Source organism: Ruegeria sp. BE1, assembly GCF_056538885.1.
The window spans coordinates 608,089-624,097 of record NZ_JBQFTY010000001.1 but is presented as its reverse complement, the minus strand read 5'-3'; the positions used below and the strand labels follow the sequence as shown (position 1 = coordinate 624,097).

Sequence of the window (16,009 nt, the reverse complement as noted above, 5' to 3'; positions counted from 1 at the left end):
GTTCACGATGGGTCCATGGTTAATTGACAAGCGTCGCCGCCGCAGCAGCCGCTGCGCCCTCAATCCCGAACTGATAGAAAACGCCCACAAGCATCAAGGCCGCCGACCCCATCAAAGCAACCCACAGAACCGGGGTGGAATGGGTTTCAATCGGGTCTTCGTTTTCCTCACCGAAATACATGTAGAACACGATCCGCAGATAATAGAAGGCCCCGATGACCGAAGCGATGGCCGACACGATCACCAACCCGGTCAGACCCGCGCTGACACCAGCCTGCCAAACGCCGAACTTGGCGAAAAAGCCCAGCATCGGCGGCACGCCCGCAAGGCTGAACATCAGGATCAGCACAGCCAGCGCTTTGCCCGGATCACGTCGGGAGTACTGGCGCAACGCGTCGATATCGGTGACGGGTTTGCCATCGCGCTCCATCATCAGGATGAAGGCAAAGGTGCCGATATTCATGGTCACGTAGATCGCCAGATACATCAGCATCGCTTTGATGCCCATTTCCGTACCCGCCGCCAGACCGATCAGCGCATACCCCATATGGGCAATCGACGAAAACGCCATCAGCCGCTTGATATCGCGCTGACCAATCGCGGCCACTGCACCCAGCAGCATCGACAGGACCGAAAGCAACACGATCACCTGTTGCCAATCCTTGACCACGCCACCAAAGGCGTCATGCAGCAGACGCGCAAACAGCGCCATTGCCGCCACTTTCGGCGCAGTGGCAAAGAAGGCGGTGATCGGCGTGGGCGAGCCCTCGTACACGTCCGGTGTCCACATGTGGAACGGCACAGCAGAGACCTTGAAGGCCAGACCCGAGATCAGGAAAATCAGACCAAACAGCAACCCGACCGAGACATCGCCGTGATGGACGGTCTGGATGATCCCCGAGAACAGCGTGGTGCCGGTAAAGCCGTAAACCAGCGAGGCACCATACAGCAGCAGACCCGAACTGAGCGCGCCCAGAACGAAGTATTTCAGGCCAGCCTCAGTGGATTTCGCACTGTCACGGCGCAGGGCGGCCACGACATACAGCGCCAGCGATTGCAGCTCCAACCCCATATAAAGCGACATCAGATCGCCCGCGCTGACCATCATCATCATACCCACAGCGGCCAAGGCCACCAGCAGAGGGTATTCGAACCGCAAGAGCCCACGGCGCGACATATATTCCTGGCTCATCAGCAAGACAGCTGCGGCAGACAGCAGGATCGCCACCTTGGCAAAGCGCGAGAACCCGTCATCGACGAACATGCCGTTAAAGGCTACGTTTACACCGTCACCATTGGTGGCAATCCAGATCGCCAACAGCGCCATCAGGCCCGAGGTCGACCAGACCAGAACCGGGGCCAGCCCGTCCTTGGTCGTGTAGACAGCCCCGATCAGCGCCGCCATCGCATATACGGCCAGAACGATCTCTGGCAGGATGATTGTCAGATCAGCTTGGATCATGTCTCCAAAGCCTCCTTAATGCGAAGCGGCTGTCTGGGTCACGGCCTCAGCCGCGGCCAGAGCCGTGTCATAGTTCGAAATCAGCGCGGCGGTCGAATTGCCGATCACATCCGTCACCAGCGACGGGTAGACGCCCAGCAGGATGGTCATGATGATCAGCGGTGCAAAGATCAGCCGCTCGCGCGAGCTCATGTCAGTCATCGCCTTGAGGCTTTCCTTGATCAGATCGCCAAAGACCACGCGGCGGTACAGCCACAACGCGTACCCGGCAGAGAAGATCACGCCGGTTGCAGCCACCGCCGTTACCCATGTGTTAACCTGGAAGGCACCCATCAGTGTCAGGAATTCGCCGATAAACCCAGACGTCCCCGGCAGGCCAACATTGGCCATAGTGAACAGCATGAAGACCAGCGCATAGGCGGGCATCCGAATGACCAGACCGCCATAAGCGTCGATGTCACGGGTGTGCATCCGGTCATAGATCACGCCAACACACAGGAACAGCGCGGCGGAAATGAACCCATGGCTCAGCATCTGGAAGATCGCGCCGTCGATGCCCTGCTGGTTCGCCGCAAATATCCCCATGGTCACAAAGCCCATATGCGCGACCGAAGAATAGGCGATCAGCTTTTTCATATCCTCCTGCACCAGCGCCACCAGCGAGGTGTAGACGACCGCGATTGCCGACATCCACAACACCAGGTCCGTCATCACGGCTGAGCCCACAGGGAACATTGGCAAGCTGAATCGCAGGAAGCCATAACCGCCCATCTTCAGCAGGATCGCCGCCAGAACGACCGAACCCGCCGTCGGGGCCTGAACGTGCGCGTCGGGCAACCACGTGTGGACCGGCCACATCGGCATCTTCACCGCAAACGAGGCGAAGAAGGCCAGGAACATCAGCGTCTGCATCCCGCCTACAACGTACACGCCAAGAACGCTAAAGCTTTCGGAGGAGAACTGATGGCTCATCAGTGCTTCGATATCCGTGGTACCCGCATCCGCATACATCGCGACCATCGCCACCAGCATCAGCACCGAGCCGAGGAAAGTATAGAGGAAGAACTTGAAGCTGGCATAGATACGGTTCGCGCCGCCCCAGATTCCGATGATCAGGAACATCGGGATCAGACCGGCCTCGAAGAACAGGTAGAACAGCACCAGATCCAGCGCCATGAACACGCCCAGCATCAGCGTTTCCAGCAGCAGGAAGGCGATCATGTATTCCTTGACCCGGTCGGTCACGTTCCAGCTGGCCAGAATGGTCAGCGGCATGATGAAGGTGGTCAGCAGCACGAACAGGACGCTGATCCCGTCCACGCCCATCTTGTATTTCAGGCCCAGCAGCCACTCACCCTCTTCCACCATCTGAAAGCCGGTATCGTTGGGATCAAAGCCTGTGTAGATGCCAATCGACACAAGGAAGGTCACCGTGGTCGCCACCAGCGCAACCCATTTCGCGTTGCGCTGCGCGGCCACATCGTCGCCCTGCAGAAACAGGGCCAATATGGCCGCTGCCACAGCAGGGATAAAGGTGACGATCGAGAGGATATTATCCATTAGTGTGCGCCTCCGCCGATCGACATCCAGGTGACGAGGGCCGCGATGCCCAAGACCATCCAGAAGGCGTAAGTAAAGATGTAGCCCGTCTGCGCCTTGCCTGCGAGGCGGGTAAAGAAGGGAACAACGCCCATGGCAATTCCATTCAGGAAACCATCAATGGTGTTGCCATCGCCGCGCTTCCACAGGAACCGGCCAAGCGCCACTGTGGGTTTGACCAAGATCGCGTTGTAAATCTCGTCAAAATACCACTTGTTCAGCAGGAACAGGTAGAGCGGCCGCTGGTTCTGCGCCAGACGTCCCGGCAGCGACGGATTCACGATGTAGAACCAATAGGCCATGACAAAGCCCAGCAACATGGCGACAAAGGGCGAAACCTTGACCCATTTCGGCGCAGCGTGTGCATCGTCCAGCACATGGTTGTCCGGTGCCATATACAGCGCACCCTCACCCGGTTCACCCACGAACGCATAGTGGTGATCGCCATGGGCCTCTTTTTCCCCATGGCCCTCATCAGCATGCGCATCATGGCCATCCTCGGCGTGGCTGTCATCGCCATGCGCGTCGGCTGCACCGTGATCACCTGCCTCGGCATGCTCGGACGCCTCGGCCACCGGAATGCCGTAGAACTTACCGACCTTATCCGCGTGACCAAAGAAATTGCCGTACCAGATCATACCCGCAAAGACGGCCCCCAGCGACAGAACCCCAAGCGGCACCAGCATGACCATCGGGCTTTCATGCGCGTGGTCATGGGTGTGCTTGTCCCCGCGCGGCTCACCATAGAAGGTCAGGAAGATCAGACGCCAGCTATAGAAAGACGTAAACGCCGCAGCAACCACCAGCAGCCAGAACCCATAGGCAGACCCGCCTGCATAAGCGCTTTCGATAATGGCATCCTTTGACAGGAACCCGGCAAACCCGAACGTGGTCAGCGGAATGCCGACACCGGTAATGGCCAGCGTCCCGATCATCATCGCCCAGAAGGTGTAAGGGATTTTTTTACGCAGACCGCCATATTCGGTCATCTCTTGTTCATGATGCATGGCATGGATCACCGAGCCTGCGCCAAGGAACAAAAGCGCCTTGAAGAAGGCGTGCGTGAACAGATGGAACATCGCCGCCGAATACATGCCCACACCTGCGGCCACGAACATATAGCCCAACTGCGAACAGGTCGAATAGGCGATGACGCGCTTGATGTCGGTCTGCACCAGACCCACGGTTGCGGCAAAGAACGCGGTCGTCGCCCCCAGCACAGTGATGAAACCGGTCGCACCCGGCGCGAATTCCATCAGCGGCGACATGCGGCAGACAAGGAACACACCCGCCGTCACCATGGTCGCGGCGTGGATCAGGGCCGAAACGGGCGTCGGGCCTTCCATCGCGTCCGGCAACCATGTGTGCAGGATCAACTGCGCCGATTTCCCCATCGCGCCGATGAACAGCAGCACGCATATGACCTCAACCGCGGTCCATTCACCCCACAGGAAGTGCAGCTTCTCTTCGGCCAAAGCCGGGGCCGAGGCGAAAATATCCGAAAAGTTGATGCTGTCCGTCAGCAGGAACAGCGCGAAAATACCCAGCGCAAAGCCAAAGTCACCCACACGGTTGACGATGAAGGCTTTCATCGCAGCGGCATTGGCCGAAGGTTTTCGATAGTAGAACCCGATCAGCAGGTAGGATGCGACGCCCACGCCCTCCCAGCCAAAGAACATCTGCACCAGATTGTCCGCCGTCACCAGCATCAGCATGGCAAAGGTGAAGAAGGACAGATAGGCAAAGAAACGCGGCTTATAGCTCTCGCCCTCGCGCCATTGCGGGTCGTGATCCATGTAGCCAAAGGAATAGAGGTGCACCAGCGCCGAGACCGTCGTCACCACGATCAGCATGATCGCGGTCAAACGGTCCAGACGAATGGCCCAGCTTGTCGACAGCGAGCCGCTCTCGATCCAGCGCATGATCTCGATCTGTTGGGTGACGCCATCGAAAGTGAAGAACACAATCCACGACAGCAAACAGGCCAGAAACAGCAGGCCCGTTGCGGTCCACATGGCCGCTTTCTCACCTATGAACCGCCAGCCGAAACCGCAGATCAACGCGCCCACCAGCGGGGCAAAGAGGATGGTGGTTTCCATAGTTCTCTTAGCCCTTCATCATATTGACGTCTTCAACCGCGATGGTGCCACGGTTGCGGAAGAAGCAGACCAGAATGGCCAGCCCGATCGCCGCCTCGGCCGCCGCAACGGTCAGCACGAACAGCGTAAACACCTGCCCGACCAGATCGCCGAGGAAACTGGAGAACGCCACGAGGTTGATATTCACCGCCAACAGCATCAGTTCGATGCTCATCAGCAGGATGATCACGTTCTTGCGGTTCAGGAAGAGACCGAAGATGCCGATGACGAACAGCGTGGCCGCGACCGTAAGATAGTGTTCAAGTCCGATCATAACTTCGCCTCGCCTTGATCTGAGACTGTTCCCGTTTTGCAGAATTTCCCCGGATCGAATCTCTCTCCGCGAACAATCGGTTCCGCGCCAAGAGCCGTAAGATCATCAAAAACAGTGTTGATGTCAGGCGGGGTATCCAGATTGGCATATTTTTCCCGCAATTCTTGTATCTCGGGATTGAAATCAATCTGCTGCCCGTCCGATCGCTTACCGCTAATTCTGACATCCAGCGTTTCACCCGATGTGCATGACATTACGGTCCAATGGAAACCGGGGTTCGGGCAACCAACCTCTTCAGCAATCCACCAATCGTAGACACCCGGAACACTGAAATCGAAAGAACCATCGAAGCCAATGCACGCTTCAGGAGGAAGCGGCTCCAAACCTTCGGCATCTTCGGCGCTTAACGCCGAAACCGAGAAAATTAGTGCAGAAAAAGCCATCGCCAATCTCACAACCCCTGCCCCGGTTTCACGTCCTTCAACTCCATCGCCTTGGCCGGGTCGCGCATCATCTGGCCGATGATGTCCTGACGCTTGATGTCCTGACGGTGGCGCAGCGTCAGGACGATGGCGCCGATCATGGCCACCAGCAGGATCAGGCCCGCCAGTTGGAACAGAAGGAAGTATTGATCGTAAAGAATGACACCCAGCGCCTCGGTGTTGTGACGGTCCGTCGGGACCGGTTGCGCCAGATTGGCCTCGATACCCTGCGCGCTATCCCATGCGCCAAAGGCCATGACGAACTGCATCAGGATGACCAGACCGATCAGCAGGGCCAGCGGCATATAGCGCGCCATCTCGGCCTTGAGCTCGGCAAAGTCCACGTCCAGCATCATCACCACGAACAGGAACAGCACCGCGACCGCGCCCACGTAGACGATGATCAGCAGCATCGCCACGAACTCGGCCCCCAGCAGCACGAACAGCCCCGCCGCGGACAGAAACGCCAGGATCAGCCACAGCACCGAGTGCACCGGCTGGCGGCTGATCACCGTGAACAGCCCTCCGGTTATGGCGCTGATGGCAAACAGGTAGAAGGCAAAGACGGTCATTGATCCTCATCCTCATTATCGGCCAGAACCTCTTGCGCCAGATCCAGCGCGCGGGTCATGGCCGGGATGCCGGCAAAGACCGACATCTGCCCGATCGTTTCCACGATCTCTTGTTTCTTGGCGCCCGCCTCCAACGCATGACGCACGGTCTGCCGCACGGCGGTGTCTGCCTGAGCACCCTGACAGGTCAGCCCGGCCAGCGTCAGCAGCAGGCGGGTCTTGGCGTCCAGCCCGTCGGTGTTGACGGTGTTGCCAAACATCATCTCCATGACCTCTTTCGGCATGGTTGGCCACAGCGCCTCGAACCCTTTGGGCGAGAAATTCTCCATCGCCGGGTTCATCGCCTTGGCCATGTCCTGCGCCTGCTTCATCATCAGCTCAAACGGATTAGTCGGCGTGTCACTCATCTGTACGGCGCGTCCATTTCCAGATTGCGGGCGATCTCGGCTTCCCAGCGTTCGCCGTTATCCAGCAGTTTTTGCTTGTCGTAAAACAGCTCTTCGCGGGTCTCCGTGGCGAATTCGAAGTTCGGACCTTCGACGATGGCATCAACCGGGCAGGCCTCCTGGCAGAAGCCGCAATAGATGCATTTGGTCATGTCGATGTCATAGCGCGTCGTGCGGCGGCTGCCGTCTTCGCGCGGTTCGGCGTCGATGGTGATGGCTTGGGCCGGGCAAATCGCCTCACACAATTTGCAGGCGATGCAGCGTTCTTCGCCGTTCGGATAGCGGCGCAGGGCGTGCTCGCCCCGGAACCGTGGCGAAAGAGGGCCCTTTTCGTGCGGGTAGTTCACGGTAGCCTTGGGGGCGAAGAAGTACTTCAGCCCCAGCTTCATGCCGACCCAGAAGTCCTGCAGCAGAAAGTACTTGGCAGCACGGGTATAGTCGATTTGGGTCACTTCTTTCCCTCCTCTTGAATTTTGCGCTCTACCAATTCTATTGCCTGAGCTATCCCGGCCTTTATATCGCTCAATGATCTCTGTATTCCATCAAGCGTTTCTTCGGTTCGCTTGAAATGGTCGGCAAGCTCGGCTTGGGTAGGTAACTTTTTTTCCACAATCATCCCCCCACGCTCCAACGGGCAAACGCGCCCCAGAACCAATCGAACCGTGCCGCGAAGGCCACGAAGACCACCCAGACCAGCGAGAACGGCAGGAACACTTTCCAGCCCAGCCGCATCAGCTGATCATAGCGGTAGCGGGGCGTGATTGCCTTGACCATCGCGAAGAGGAAGAAGAAGAACGCCATCTTGGCGACCATCCAAAGAACGCCATCCGGCAGCCCCGGGATTGGCGACAGCCAGCCACCGAAGAACAGCAGTGTGGTCAGGGCGCACATCAGGAAGATGGCGATGTATTCCCCGGCCATGAATAGCAGGAAGGGCGTGGCCGAGTATTCGACCTGATAGCCTGCGACCAGTTCCGATTCCGCCTCGGGCAAATCAAACGGGGGCCGGTTGGTTTCGGCCAGCGCCGAGATGAAGAACAGGAAAACCATCGGGAAGTGCGGCAGCCAGTACCAGCTGAAGAACCCGAACGAGCCGTCCTGCGCGCGCACGATGTCTCCGAAGTTCATAGAACCGGTCGAGATGATGACACCGATGATGATCAGGCCGATGGAGACCTCATAGGAAATCATCTGCGCCGCAGAGCGCAGAGACCCCAGGAAAGGATACTTTGAGTTCGACGCCCAACCGCCCATAATCACGCCATAAACCTCTAACGAGGACACGGCGAAGACATAGAGGATCGCAACGTTCAGATCGGACAGAACCCAGCCATCGTTAAACGGGATCACCGCCCACGCGATCATTGCCAATACGAATGACGTCAGCGGTGCCAGCATGAAGACCGTGCGGTCTGCACCGGCGGGGATCACCACCTCTTTGACCACGTATTTCAGCGCGTCGGCCACCGATTGCAGCAGGCCGTAGACACCCACCACATTGGGGCCCCGGCGCATCTGGACAGCGGCCCAGATCTTGCGGTCGCCGTACACAAGGAACAACAGCGAAATCATCACAAAGGCAACGACTGCAAGCACTTGCGCCAGAATGATGATGGCAATTCCGCCTGGGGTGTTAAAGAAATCAGCCATTGGTCCTCACACCGTGGGTCGTCGTGGATGGGTCAGCGTATCGGATCATTCTGCGGCAATCCTGTCGTTTTTGAGGGCCAGCGCCTGCGCCGATAGTTCGGCCATCAGCTGCGAGGACCGCGCGATGGGATTGGTCAGATAGAAATCCTTGATCGCATTTCGGAAACTCGCGTCGCCCAAGGCGCCTGCCTCCAGCGTCTGAACCTCATTTTCGATCACCTCATCGACACGGGCCAGATGCGGTACCGCCTCGATCAGAGCATTGCGCAGCTGCGCCAGCGAGTCGAAGGGCAGCGTCGCCCCCAGCTCGGCCGACAAGGCGCGCAGGATGGCCCAGTTTTCCTTGGCCTCACCGGGTGCAAAACCGGCGCGCATGGCCAATTGCGGGCGGCCCTCGGTGTTCACGAACAAACCGTTTTCCTCGGTATAGGCCGCGCCCGGCAGGATCACGTCGGCGCGGTGCGCACCCCGATCCCCGTGGCTGCCCTGATAGATCACAAAGGCCCCCTCGCCGATCTCAACCTCATCTGCGCCGAGGTTATAGATCACATCAGCGGCACTGATTGCCTCCATCCCGGCATCATTGGTCGCGTCCACATCCATCGCGCCCACGCGCGCGGCAGCGGTATGCAAGACGATCAGGCCACTTTCGGTATTTTTTGCAACGGTTTGCGCGGCCGCCAGAACGGCTGCGCCATCGGCCTCTTGCAGGGCGCCCTGCCCGACGACGACCAATGAGCGTTTGCCCTTGATCTCATCATCGCCGCCCATGTCGACAACCTTTTGCAACGCGGCGCGGTCATCGCCCATGTGGTGGTATTCATAGGTCAGATCGGCCGCAGGGCCGACTAGCGCCACCTCGGCCCCATGCGCCCAAGCCTTGCGGATGCGCGCGTTCAGCACCGGCGCTTCATCGCGCGGGTTGGTGCCGATCAGCAGAATGCGCTCGGCCGAGTCGATGTCTTCGATCGCAGCGGTTCCGGCATAGGCCCCGCGATTGCCCGCAGGCAGCTTGGCCCCGTCTGTGCGGCATTCGACAACGCCGCCCTGCCCCTCAATCATCTGCTTCAGCGCAAACGCGGCCTCGACCGGGGCCAGATCGCCGACGATGCCCGCGGGCTTTTCAGCCCCTTTCAGTGCCTCGGCTGCCTTGGTCAGCGCCTCGGGCCACGTCGCCGGGCGCAGCTTGCCGTTTTCGCGCACATACGGTTTGTCCAGACGCTGACGACGCAGGCCGTCCCAAACAAACCGTGTCTTGTCGCTGATCCATTCCTCATTCACGCCGTCATGGTTGCGCGGCAGGAACCGCATCACTTCACGGCCCTTGGTATCCACTCGGATGTTCGAGCCCAGGGCATCCATCACATCGATGCTCTCGGTCTTGGTCAGCTCCCAGGGGCGCGCCGTAAAGGCATAGGGCTTCGAGGTCAGAGCGCCAACCGGGCACAGATCGATGATGTTGCCCTGCAGGTTCGATTGCAGTGTTTTGTTCAGATACGAGGTGATCTCGGCATCCTCACCACGCCCGGTCTGACCCATCTGGGTGATCCCGGCCACTTCGGTCGTAAAGCGCACACAGCGGGTGCAGCTGATGCAACGCGTCATCGCCGTGCCGACCAGAGGCCCAAGGTCCAGATCATCCACCGCCCGCTTGGCTTCTTTAAAGCGCGAGCCCGAGACACCATAGGCCATGGCCTGATCCTGCAGATCACACTCACCACCCTGATCGCAGATCGGGCAATCCAGCGGGTGGTTGATCAGCAGAAACTCCATCACCCCTTCGCGGGCCTTTTTGACCATGGGCGAGTTCGTCTTGACCACAGGCGGCTGCCCTTCCGGCCCCGGGCGCAGGTCGCGCACCTGCATCGCGCAGGAAGCCGCAGGTTTCGGCGGGCCACCCACGACCTCAACAAGACACATCCGGCAGTTCCCGGCGATCGACAGGCGTTCATGATAGCAGAAACGCGGCACCTCGACCCCTGCCTGTTCACAGGCCTGGATCAGGGTCATCGCGCCATCGACTTCGATCTCGTGGCCGTCGATATTGATCTTGCGAAGGTCAGACATGATCTAGTTCGCCCTCAAATACACGCCAATGGCGCTGTTTCTTTCAATTTCCTTCTGCCCCAACGTGCAGAAGGAATTTGGATTGTCGTAAGAGACACCGTTTTGCGCCAGATACGCCTCGCCCTTGGCACGCATCCGGTCTTTTTCGGTATCCGATTCCACGTAGGCGCGGATTTCCTTGTCGGTATAGCCCAAATCATTGGCCTTGGATCGCAGCCCCCACATCACACTGATCGCTTTCAGACGCCGCCCGCTGATCGAGGAACAGTATTCCGAAATCTCATTTGCGATTGCGATGTAATAAAGCTCATTGTCGATTTCCTTGACATCGCGCAAAGGCGGTTTGGCATCCGCAACCGTGGGCAATGCAAGCAATGACAGCAGGGCAAGTTTCTTCACACCAGACATGACAGGTCCTTTCGTCTTGGGAAACCCAAGACGACCGGCAGCCGGGGCGCTATGCAATAACACCGCCTGCGCCCTGGTCTGATATGAAGAAATAAATGTCATGGCCGCAGGCATTTCCCCGAAAGGGTCAGTTGATCATCGGCAATGCGCAGGTTTTGCGGCTCGGTATCCGGTCCAACGTTCCAGTCGATTCTGGAGGATCCAAAGTTCTTGATGCAGAACTTGGTGGCTTCAAACCGACCTGCCTCGCGCGCGCCATCCAACGAAGACGCAACCCCATTTACAACCACAGTGAATTCTGCTGGCGTCGCTTTTTTGTCCACGGATTTCACCTTGGTCCGAAAATACTGACCATCAAACTGAACCCGGTCCGCGCGCGAATTGGCGATCCCGCAGGCCGAAACCAGCGTCAACGCCGCAATCGCGATCTTGGCCGAAGTCACCAGGCGACCGTATCCGTTGAAAACTTTCATTCTTTTACTCCGCTGCCATCGCGCCCGTTCGGCCCGATTTCTGCGCTCTTATACGGTCTTCAATCTCATCACGGAAGTTGCGGATTAGGCCCTGAATGGGCCAGGCGGCAGCGTCACCCAAAGCGCAGATCGTGTGGCCTTCGACCTGCTTGGTGACGTCAAACAGCATGTCGATCTCTTCCAGCTCGGCCTCACCACGTACCAGACGATCCATCACGCGCATCATCCAGCCGGTGCCTTCGCGGCACGGCGTACACTGGCCACAGCTTTCGTGTTTATAGAACTTGGACAGCCGCCAGATCGCCTTGATGATATCGGTGGATTTGTCCATCACGATCACCGCCGCTGTGCCCAGACCCGATCCCAGATCGTTGCGCAGATAGTCGAAATCCATGATCGCGTCGCGCATGTTCTCACCACGCACACACGGCACCGAGGACCCACCCGGAATTACCGCCAGCAGATTGTCCCAACCGCCACGAATGCCGCCGCAATGGGTTTCGATCAGTTCCTCAAAGGAAATCGACATCGCCTCTTCGACGACGCAGGGGTTGTTCACATGGCCCGAGATCGCAAACAGCTTGGTGCCCGCGTTGTTCTGACGGCCAAAGCCTGCGAACCAATCCGCGCCACGGCGCAGGATCGTCGGAACAACGGCAATCGATTCCACATTGTTCACGGTGGTCGGACAGCCATACAGACCCGCGCCCGCCGGGAACGGAGGCTTCATCCGCGGCATACCCTTCTTGCCCTCAAGGCTTTCGATCAGAGCGGTTTCTTCACCGCAGATATAGGCCCCAGCCCCGTGATGCAGGAACAGATCGAAATCCCAGCCCGAACCGGCGGCGTTCTTGCCCAGCAGCCCGGCGTCGTACGCCTCATCAATTGCGGCCTGCAGCGCCTCACGCTCGCGGATATATTCGCCGCGCAAGTAGATATAGCAGGTATGCGCGTTCATCGCGAAAGAGGCGATCAGGCAGCCCTCGATCAGCGTATGCGGATCATGGCGCATGATCTCGCGGTCCTTACAGGTGCCGGGCTCGGATTCGTCCGCATTCACCACCAGATAGGCCGGTCGACCGTCGCTTTCCTTGGGCATGAACGACCATTTCAGCCCGGTGGGAAAGCCCGCCCCGCCGCGTCCGCGCAGGCCCGAATCCTTCATCGTCTGAATGATCCAGTCGCGGCCCTTATCGATCAGGCCAGCGGTGCCGTCCCAATGCCCCCGGGCCTGCGCGCCGCGCAACGTGCGCTCATGCATCCCGTAGATGTTGGTAAAGATCCGGTCCTGATCCTTCAGCATCGCGTGTTACCTTCAGCTGTCCTGACGCATGCGCCAGAGTTGAAATATGTTGACGCCCGCATAGATGAACGCCGCCAAGGCAGCGAAATCAAACAGCAGCGCATACCGGGCCGTCAAACCCAGTGCCGGGCCGATGAACATGTTCATGGCAAGCCAGATCACCATCGTCGCGACGATGACGATGCCGATGTGACGGCCCTTTCGGGCTATGGCCAGTTCCTTGTCCTTGTCCATCTTCCCCCGATGCCCCAACGGGCACCCGTTTTAGTCTTCGTATGTGCCGTCTTCCTTGGCACGTTTGGCAAATTCGGTTTCCACACCTGCGGCCAGCTTGGCCGCCTGTTCGATCCAGCCATCCCGCTCGATCCGGCCCTTGAACTTGAGGCGCGCATCCACCCAGGCCACATGTTCCGGCGTCCAGGCCGCGATCTGGTCGTAGTGATAGAAGCCCAGTGCGTTCAATGTCTCTTCAAGCTTGGGCCCAACGCCTTTCAGCAGCTTAAGGTCATCCGGTAAGCTCCCGCGCGCCTCGGTCAGCGTCCGGGGTTTGTCTTCTTTGACCTCGGCCTGCGCAGCTTTGGCTTCAGCCACCTGTTTCACCGCAGGTTTCGCAGGTTCAGGCGCTTTGGGCGGTTCTGCTGCGGCTGAGGCCCCGGCCTGTTTTCCGTCCTTGCCCATCCAGGGCGTCAGGATCGGAACCTCGGTCCCGTCGATGCGCTTGACCGTATCGCCCAGATCGGTCGCCAATTCGACACTGGCATTGTATTGCGGTTTCCCGGCCTCATACTCGGACAGGCTGCTGAGGCCCTTGAGCGGTTCCGCCGCATAGCGCCCGTTCTGAGGGCCCGGCACCGGCACATTGCCCGCCGCCAGATCGTCGATGATCTTGCCAAAGCTCTCGGCGGTCAGGTCTTCGTAATAGTCCTTGCCGATCTGAGCCATCGGCGCATTGGTGCATGAGCCGAGGCATTCCACCTCTTCCCAGCTCAGCTTGCCATCGGCGGACAGCGCGTGCGGTTTGGAGGCGATCTTGTCCTTGCAGACCGCGATCAGATCCTCAGCCCCGCAGATCATGCAAGAGGTCGTGCCGCAGACCTGAATATGCGCCACCGATCCAACCGGTTGCAGTTGGAACATGAAGTAGAACGAGGCCACCTCAAGCACACGGATATAGGCCATACCCAGCATATCAGCGACGGCTTCAATCGCCGGACGGGACAGCCAGCCCTCCTGCTCCTGCGCGCGCCACAGCAAAGGGATCACCGCACTGGCCTGACGGCCTTCGGGGTATTTGGTGATCTGCGCTTCGGCCCATTTCTGGTTGGCAGCGGTGAAGGCGAAGCTCTCGGGTTGTTCGGGGTGAAGGCGGCGGAGCATTAAGCACATTCCCCATTTTCTGCCATTCCAAGTTTCCAAAACTCGGGATCATTTGAGTTATTGGACGAAATCAATTTAGCGTCCACAAGGTCGAAAATGGCCCACACAAATGGCTCTTGTCCGGCGGAACAGTTTTCTACGCCCGATCCAGCCAAAAGATTGGGATACGCCATGCAGCTTTCTGATGAGCTTAATTTGCTCAAAACATAGTTTGCAGCACGTGTTTCGAGGGCTTCGTAGCGCTCATAGAACTCAGGAAACTCTTCTAATGGATCGCAATCAGCGGCAACCCAACATTCAGATGCCTCCTGCACTACATCAGACGAAAAAAAGATGCAAAAATCGCTCAAAGGGGCAGCGAAAGCTGAGTGCGTTATGGGTAGGAGCGCCAAGGCAGAAACAAGCAACTTAGTCACCTATCAATCTCCCCAAACACAACGTCCATCGTCCCGATGATGGCGGCAACGTCGGCCAGTTGGTGCCCTCCGGCAACGTGGTCCATGGCTTGCAGGTGCAGGAACCCAGGCGCGCGCAGTTTGGCGCGGTAGGGTTTGTTGGTGCCGTCGGCGACCAGATAGACGCCGAACTCGCCCTTGGGGGCCTCGACGGCGGCGTAAACCTCGCCCGCGGGGACGTGGAAGCCTTCGGTATACAGTTTGAAGTGATGGATCAGGCTCTCCATCGAGGTCTTCATGTCCGAGCGTTTCGGCGGAGTGATCTTGCCGCGCGCCAGTACGTCGCCCGGACATTCGCGGATTTTGGCGATGGCCTGTCGGATGATGTGCAATGACTGGCGCATCTCTTCCATGCGCACCAGATAGCGGTCATAGCAGTCGCCGTTCTTGCCCACGGGAATCTGGAACTCGAACTCGTCATAGCATTCATAGGGCTGAGCGCGGCGCAAATCCCATGCGAGGCCCGAGCCACGCACCATGACGCCCGAGAAGCCGTATTTCTGGATGTCATCCTCGGTCACCACGCCAATATCGGCGTTACGCTGTTTGAAGATACGGTTTTCGGTCAGCAAACCGTCGATATCGTCCAGAACGGCGGGGAATTCGTGGCTCCAGGCCTCAATATCGTCCAGCAGATCGTCCGGCAGGTCCTGATGGACGCCGCCGGGGCGGAAATAGGCGGCGTGCAGGCGGGCACCGCAGGCACGCTCATAAAAAACCATCAGCTTTTCGCGTTCCTCAAAACCCCATAGCGGCGGTGTCAGCGCCCCCACATCCATCGCCTGAGTAGTCACGTTCAGCAGGTGGTTCAGAATGCGCCCGATCTCGGAATACAGCACCCGGATCAACGAGCCCCGGCGCGGCACCTCAACCCCGGTCAGTTTCTCAATCGCCAGACACCAGGCATGTTCCTGATTCATCGGAGCCACGTAATCCAGACGGTCGAAATACGGCAGGTTCTGCAGGTACGTCCGGCTTTCCATCAGCTTTTCAGTACCACGGTGCAGCAGGCCGATATGCGGGTCACACCGTTCCACGATCTCGCCGTCCAGCTCAAGCACAAGGCGCAAAACACCATGCGCCGCAGGGTGTTGCGGGCCAAAGTTGATGTTAAAGTTACGGATCTTCTGCTCGCCGCTCAGCGCGTCGGTGCTGCCGTCATCGTATCTTGAGCCGTCCATCAACGCCCCCGTTTCTTCTTTGCTTCCGCCCGAACCCGGACTTTTTCAGCCTCAACCGCCTTGGCGGCGGCCCCTGCAAGCAGAACGCCCAATGCGCCCAGAATGATCAGCTCACCCATCAT

General features: G+C 58.8%; 19 protein-coding genes. All 19 read right to left on the bottom strand.

The features are described from left to right. Positions 1–19: 19 nt before the first annotated feature. Positions 20–1,462, bottom strand: a complete 1,443-nt coding sequence (nuoN, locus tag ACR0J5_RS03110; protein WP_480650385.1) for an NADH-quinone oxidoreductase subunit NuoN — start codon at positions 1,460–1,462, stop codon at positions 20–22. A gap of 15 nt (positions 1,463–1,477) precedes the next feature. Next, on the bottom strand, positions 1,478–3,022 hold the full coding sequence (locus tag ACR0J5_RS03105; protein WP_480650384.1) for an NADH-quinone oxidoreductase subunit M: 1,545 nt from the start codon (positions 3,020–3,022) through the stop codon (positions 1,478–1,480). After that, positions 3,022–5,160 (bottom strand): NADH-quinone oxidoreductase subunit L, encoded by a 2,139-nt coding sequence (gene nuoL / locus ACR0J5_RS03100; RefSeq protein ID WP_480650383.1) that lies wholly within the window; start codon positions 5,158–5,160, stop codon positions 3,022–3,024. The genes ACR0J5_RS03105 and nuoL overlap by 1 nt, the downstream gene beginning before the upstream one ends. 7 nt (positions 5,161–5,167) lie before the next feature. After that, positions 5,168–5,473, bottom strand: coding sequence for an NADH-quinone oxidoreductase subunit NuoK (gene nuoK / locus ACR0J5_RS03095; RefSeq protein ID WP_005984024.1), 306 nt, complete (start codon positions 5,471–5,473; stop codon positions 5,168–5,170). Then, positions 5,470–5,916, bottom strand: a complete 447-nt coding sequence (locus tag ACR0J5_RS03090) for a hypothetical protein (RefSeq protein ID WP_480650382.1) — start codon at positions 5,914–5,916, stop codon at positions 5,470–5,472. Before ACR0J5_RS03090 ends, nuoK begins: the two co-directional genes overlap by 4 nt. A gap of 8 nt (positions 5,917–5,924) precedes the next feature. Next, positions 5,925–6,527, bottom strand: a complete 603-nt coding sequence (locus ACR0J5_RS03085; RefSeq protein ID WP_480650381.1) for an NADH-quinone oxidoreductase subunit J — start codon at positions 6,525–6,527, stop codon at positions 5,925–5,927. Further along, complete coding sequence (locus tag ACR0J5_RS03080) at positions 6,524–6,934, bottom strand: carboxymuconolactone decarboxylase family protein (protein ID WP_480650380.1); 411 nt, start codon at positions 6,932–6,934, stop codon at positions 6,524–6,526. The genes ACR0J5_RS03085 and ACR0J5_RS03080 overlap by 4 nt, the downstream gene beginning before the upstream one ends. After that, entirely contained in the window at positions 6,931–7,425 is a 495-nt protein-coding gene (nuoI, locus tag ACR0J5_RS03075) for an NADH-quinone oxidoreductase subunit NuoI (RefSeq protein WP_170397042.1), read from the bottom strand. The genes ACR0J5_RS03080 and nuoI overlap by 4 nt, the downstream gene beginning before the upstream one ends. Further along, positions 7,422–7,589 carry a hypothetical protein gene (locus ACR0J5_RS03070; protein WP_480650379.1) on the bottom strand — a complete coding sequence of 56 codons (168 nt, stop codon included), beginning with the start codon at positions 7,587–7,589 and terminating at the stop codon, positions 7,422–7,424. Before ACR0J5_RS03070 ends, nuoI begins: the two co-directional genes overlap by 4 nt. Next, positions 7,586–8,623 (bottom strand): NADH-quinone oxidoreductase subunit NuoH, encoded by a 1,038-nt coding sequence (gene nuoH, locus ACR0J5_RS03065; RefSeq protein ID WP_480650378.1) that lies wholly within the window; start codon positions 8,621–8,623, stop codon positions 7,586–7,588. Before nuoH ends, ACR0J5_RS03070 begins: the two co-directional genes overlap by 4 nt. A 45-nt stretch (positions 8,624–8,668) precedes the next feature. Continuing rightward, the gene (gene nuoG, locus ACR0J5_RS03060) at positions 8,669–10,690 is read right to left on the bottom strand and encodes an NADH-quinone oxidoreductase subunit NuoG (RefSeq protein WP_480650377.1); all 2,022 of its coding nucleotides are present in this window, start codon (positions 10,688–10,690) and stop codon (positions 8,669–8,671) included. 3 nt (positions 10,691–10,693) lie between these two features. Further along, complete coding sequence (locus tag ACR0J5_RS03055; protein ID WP_480650376.1) at positions 10,694–11,098, bottom strand: DUF5333 domain-containing protein; 405 nt, start codon at positions 11,096–11,098, stop codon at positions 10,694–10,696. Between the two features lie 98 nt (positions 11,099–11,196). Then, on the bottom strand, positions 11,197–11,571 hold the full coding sequence (locus tag ACR0J5_RS03050; protein WP_480650375.1) for a hypothetical protein: 375 nt from the start codon (positions 11,569–11,571) through the stop codon (positions 11,197–11,199). Positions 11,572–11,575: 4 nt separating this feature from the next. Further along, the gene (nuoF, locus tag ACR0J5_RS03045) at positions 11,576–12,874 is read right to left on the bottom strand and encodes an NADH-quinone oxidoreductase subunit NuoF (RefSeq protein WP_480650374.1); all 1,299 of its coding nucleotides are present in this window, start codon (positions 12,872–12,874) and stop codon (positions 11,576–11,578) included. A gap of 12 nt (positions 12,875–12,886) precedes the next feature. Beyond that, positions 12,887–13,108, bottom strand: coding sequence for a DUF5337 domain-containing protein (locus ACR0J5_RS03040; protein ID WP_480650373.1), 222 nt, complete (start codon positions 13,106–13,108; stop codon positions 12,887–12,889). Positions 13,109–13,138: 30 nt separating this feature from the next. Continuing rightward, a complete protein-coding gene (nuoE, locus tag ACR0J5_RS03035; RefSeq protein WP_480650372.1) occupies positions 13,139–14,251 on the bottom strand; it encodes an NADH-quinone oxidoreductase subunit NuoE in 1,113 nt (370 codons plus the stop codon). Further along, complete coding sequence (locus tag ACR0J5_RS03030; protein WP_480650371.1) at positions 14,251–14,667, bottom strand: hypothetical protein; 417 nt, start codon at positions 14,665–14,667, stop codon at positions 14,251–14,253. The genes nuoE and ACR0J5_RS03030 overlap by 1 nt, the downstream gene beginning before the upstream one ends. Then, the gene (locus ACR0J5_RS03025) at positions 14,664–15,887 is read right to left on the bottom strand and encodes an NADH-quinone oxidoreductase subunit D (RefSeq protein ID WP_480650370.1); all 1,224 of its coding nucleotides are present in this window, start codon (positions 15,885–15,887) and stop codon (positions 14,664–14,666) included. Before ACR0J5_RS03025 ends, ACR0J5_RS03030 begins: the two co-directional genes overlap by 4 nt. Continuing rightward, positions 15,887–16,009: a hypothetical protein gene (locus ACR0J5_RS03020; protein WP_480650369.1), complete on the bottom strand. Its 123-nt coding sequence runs from the start codon at positions 16,007–16,009 to the stop codon at positions 15,887–15,889. Before ACR0J5_RS03020 ends, ACR0J5_RS03025 begins: the two co-directional genes overlap by 1 nt.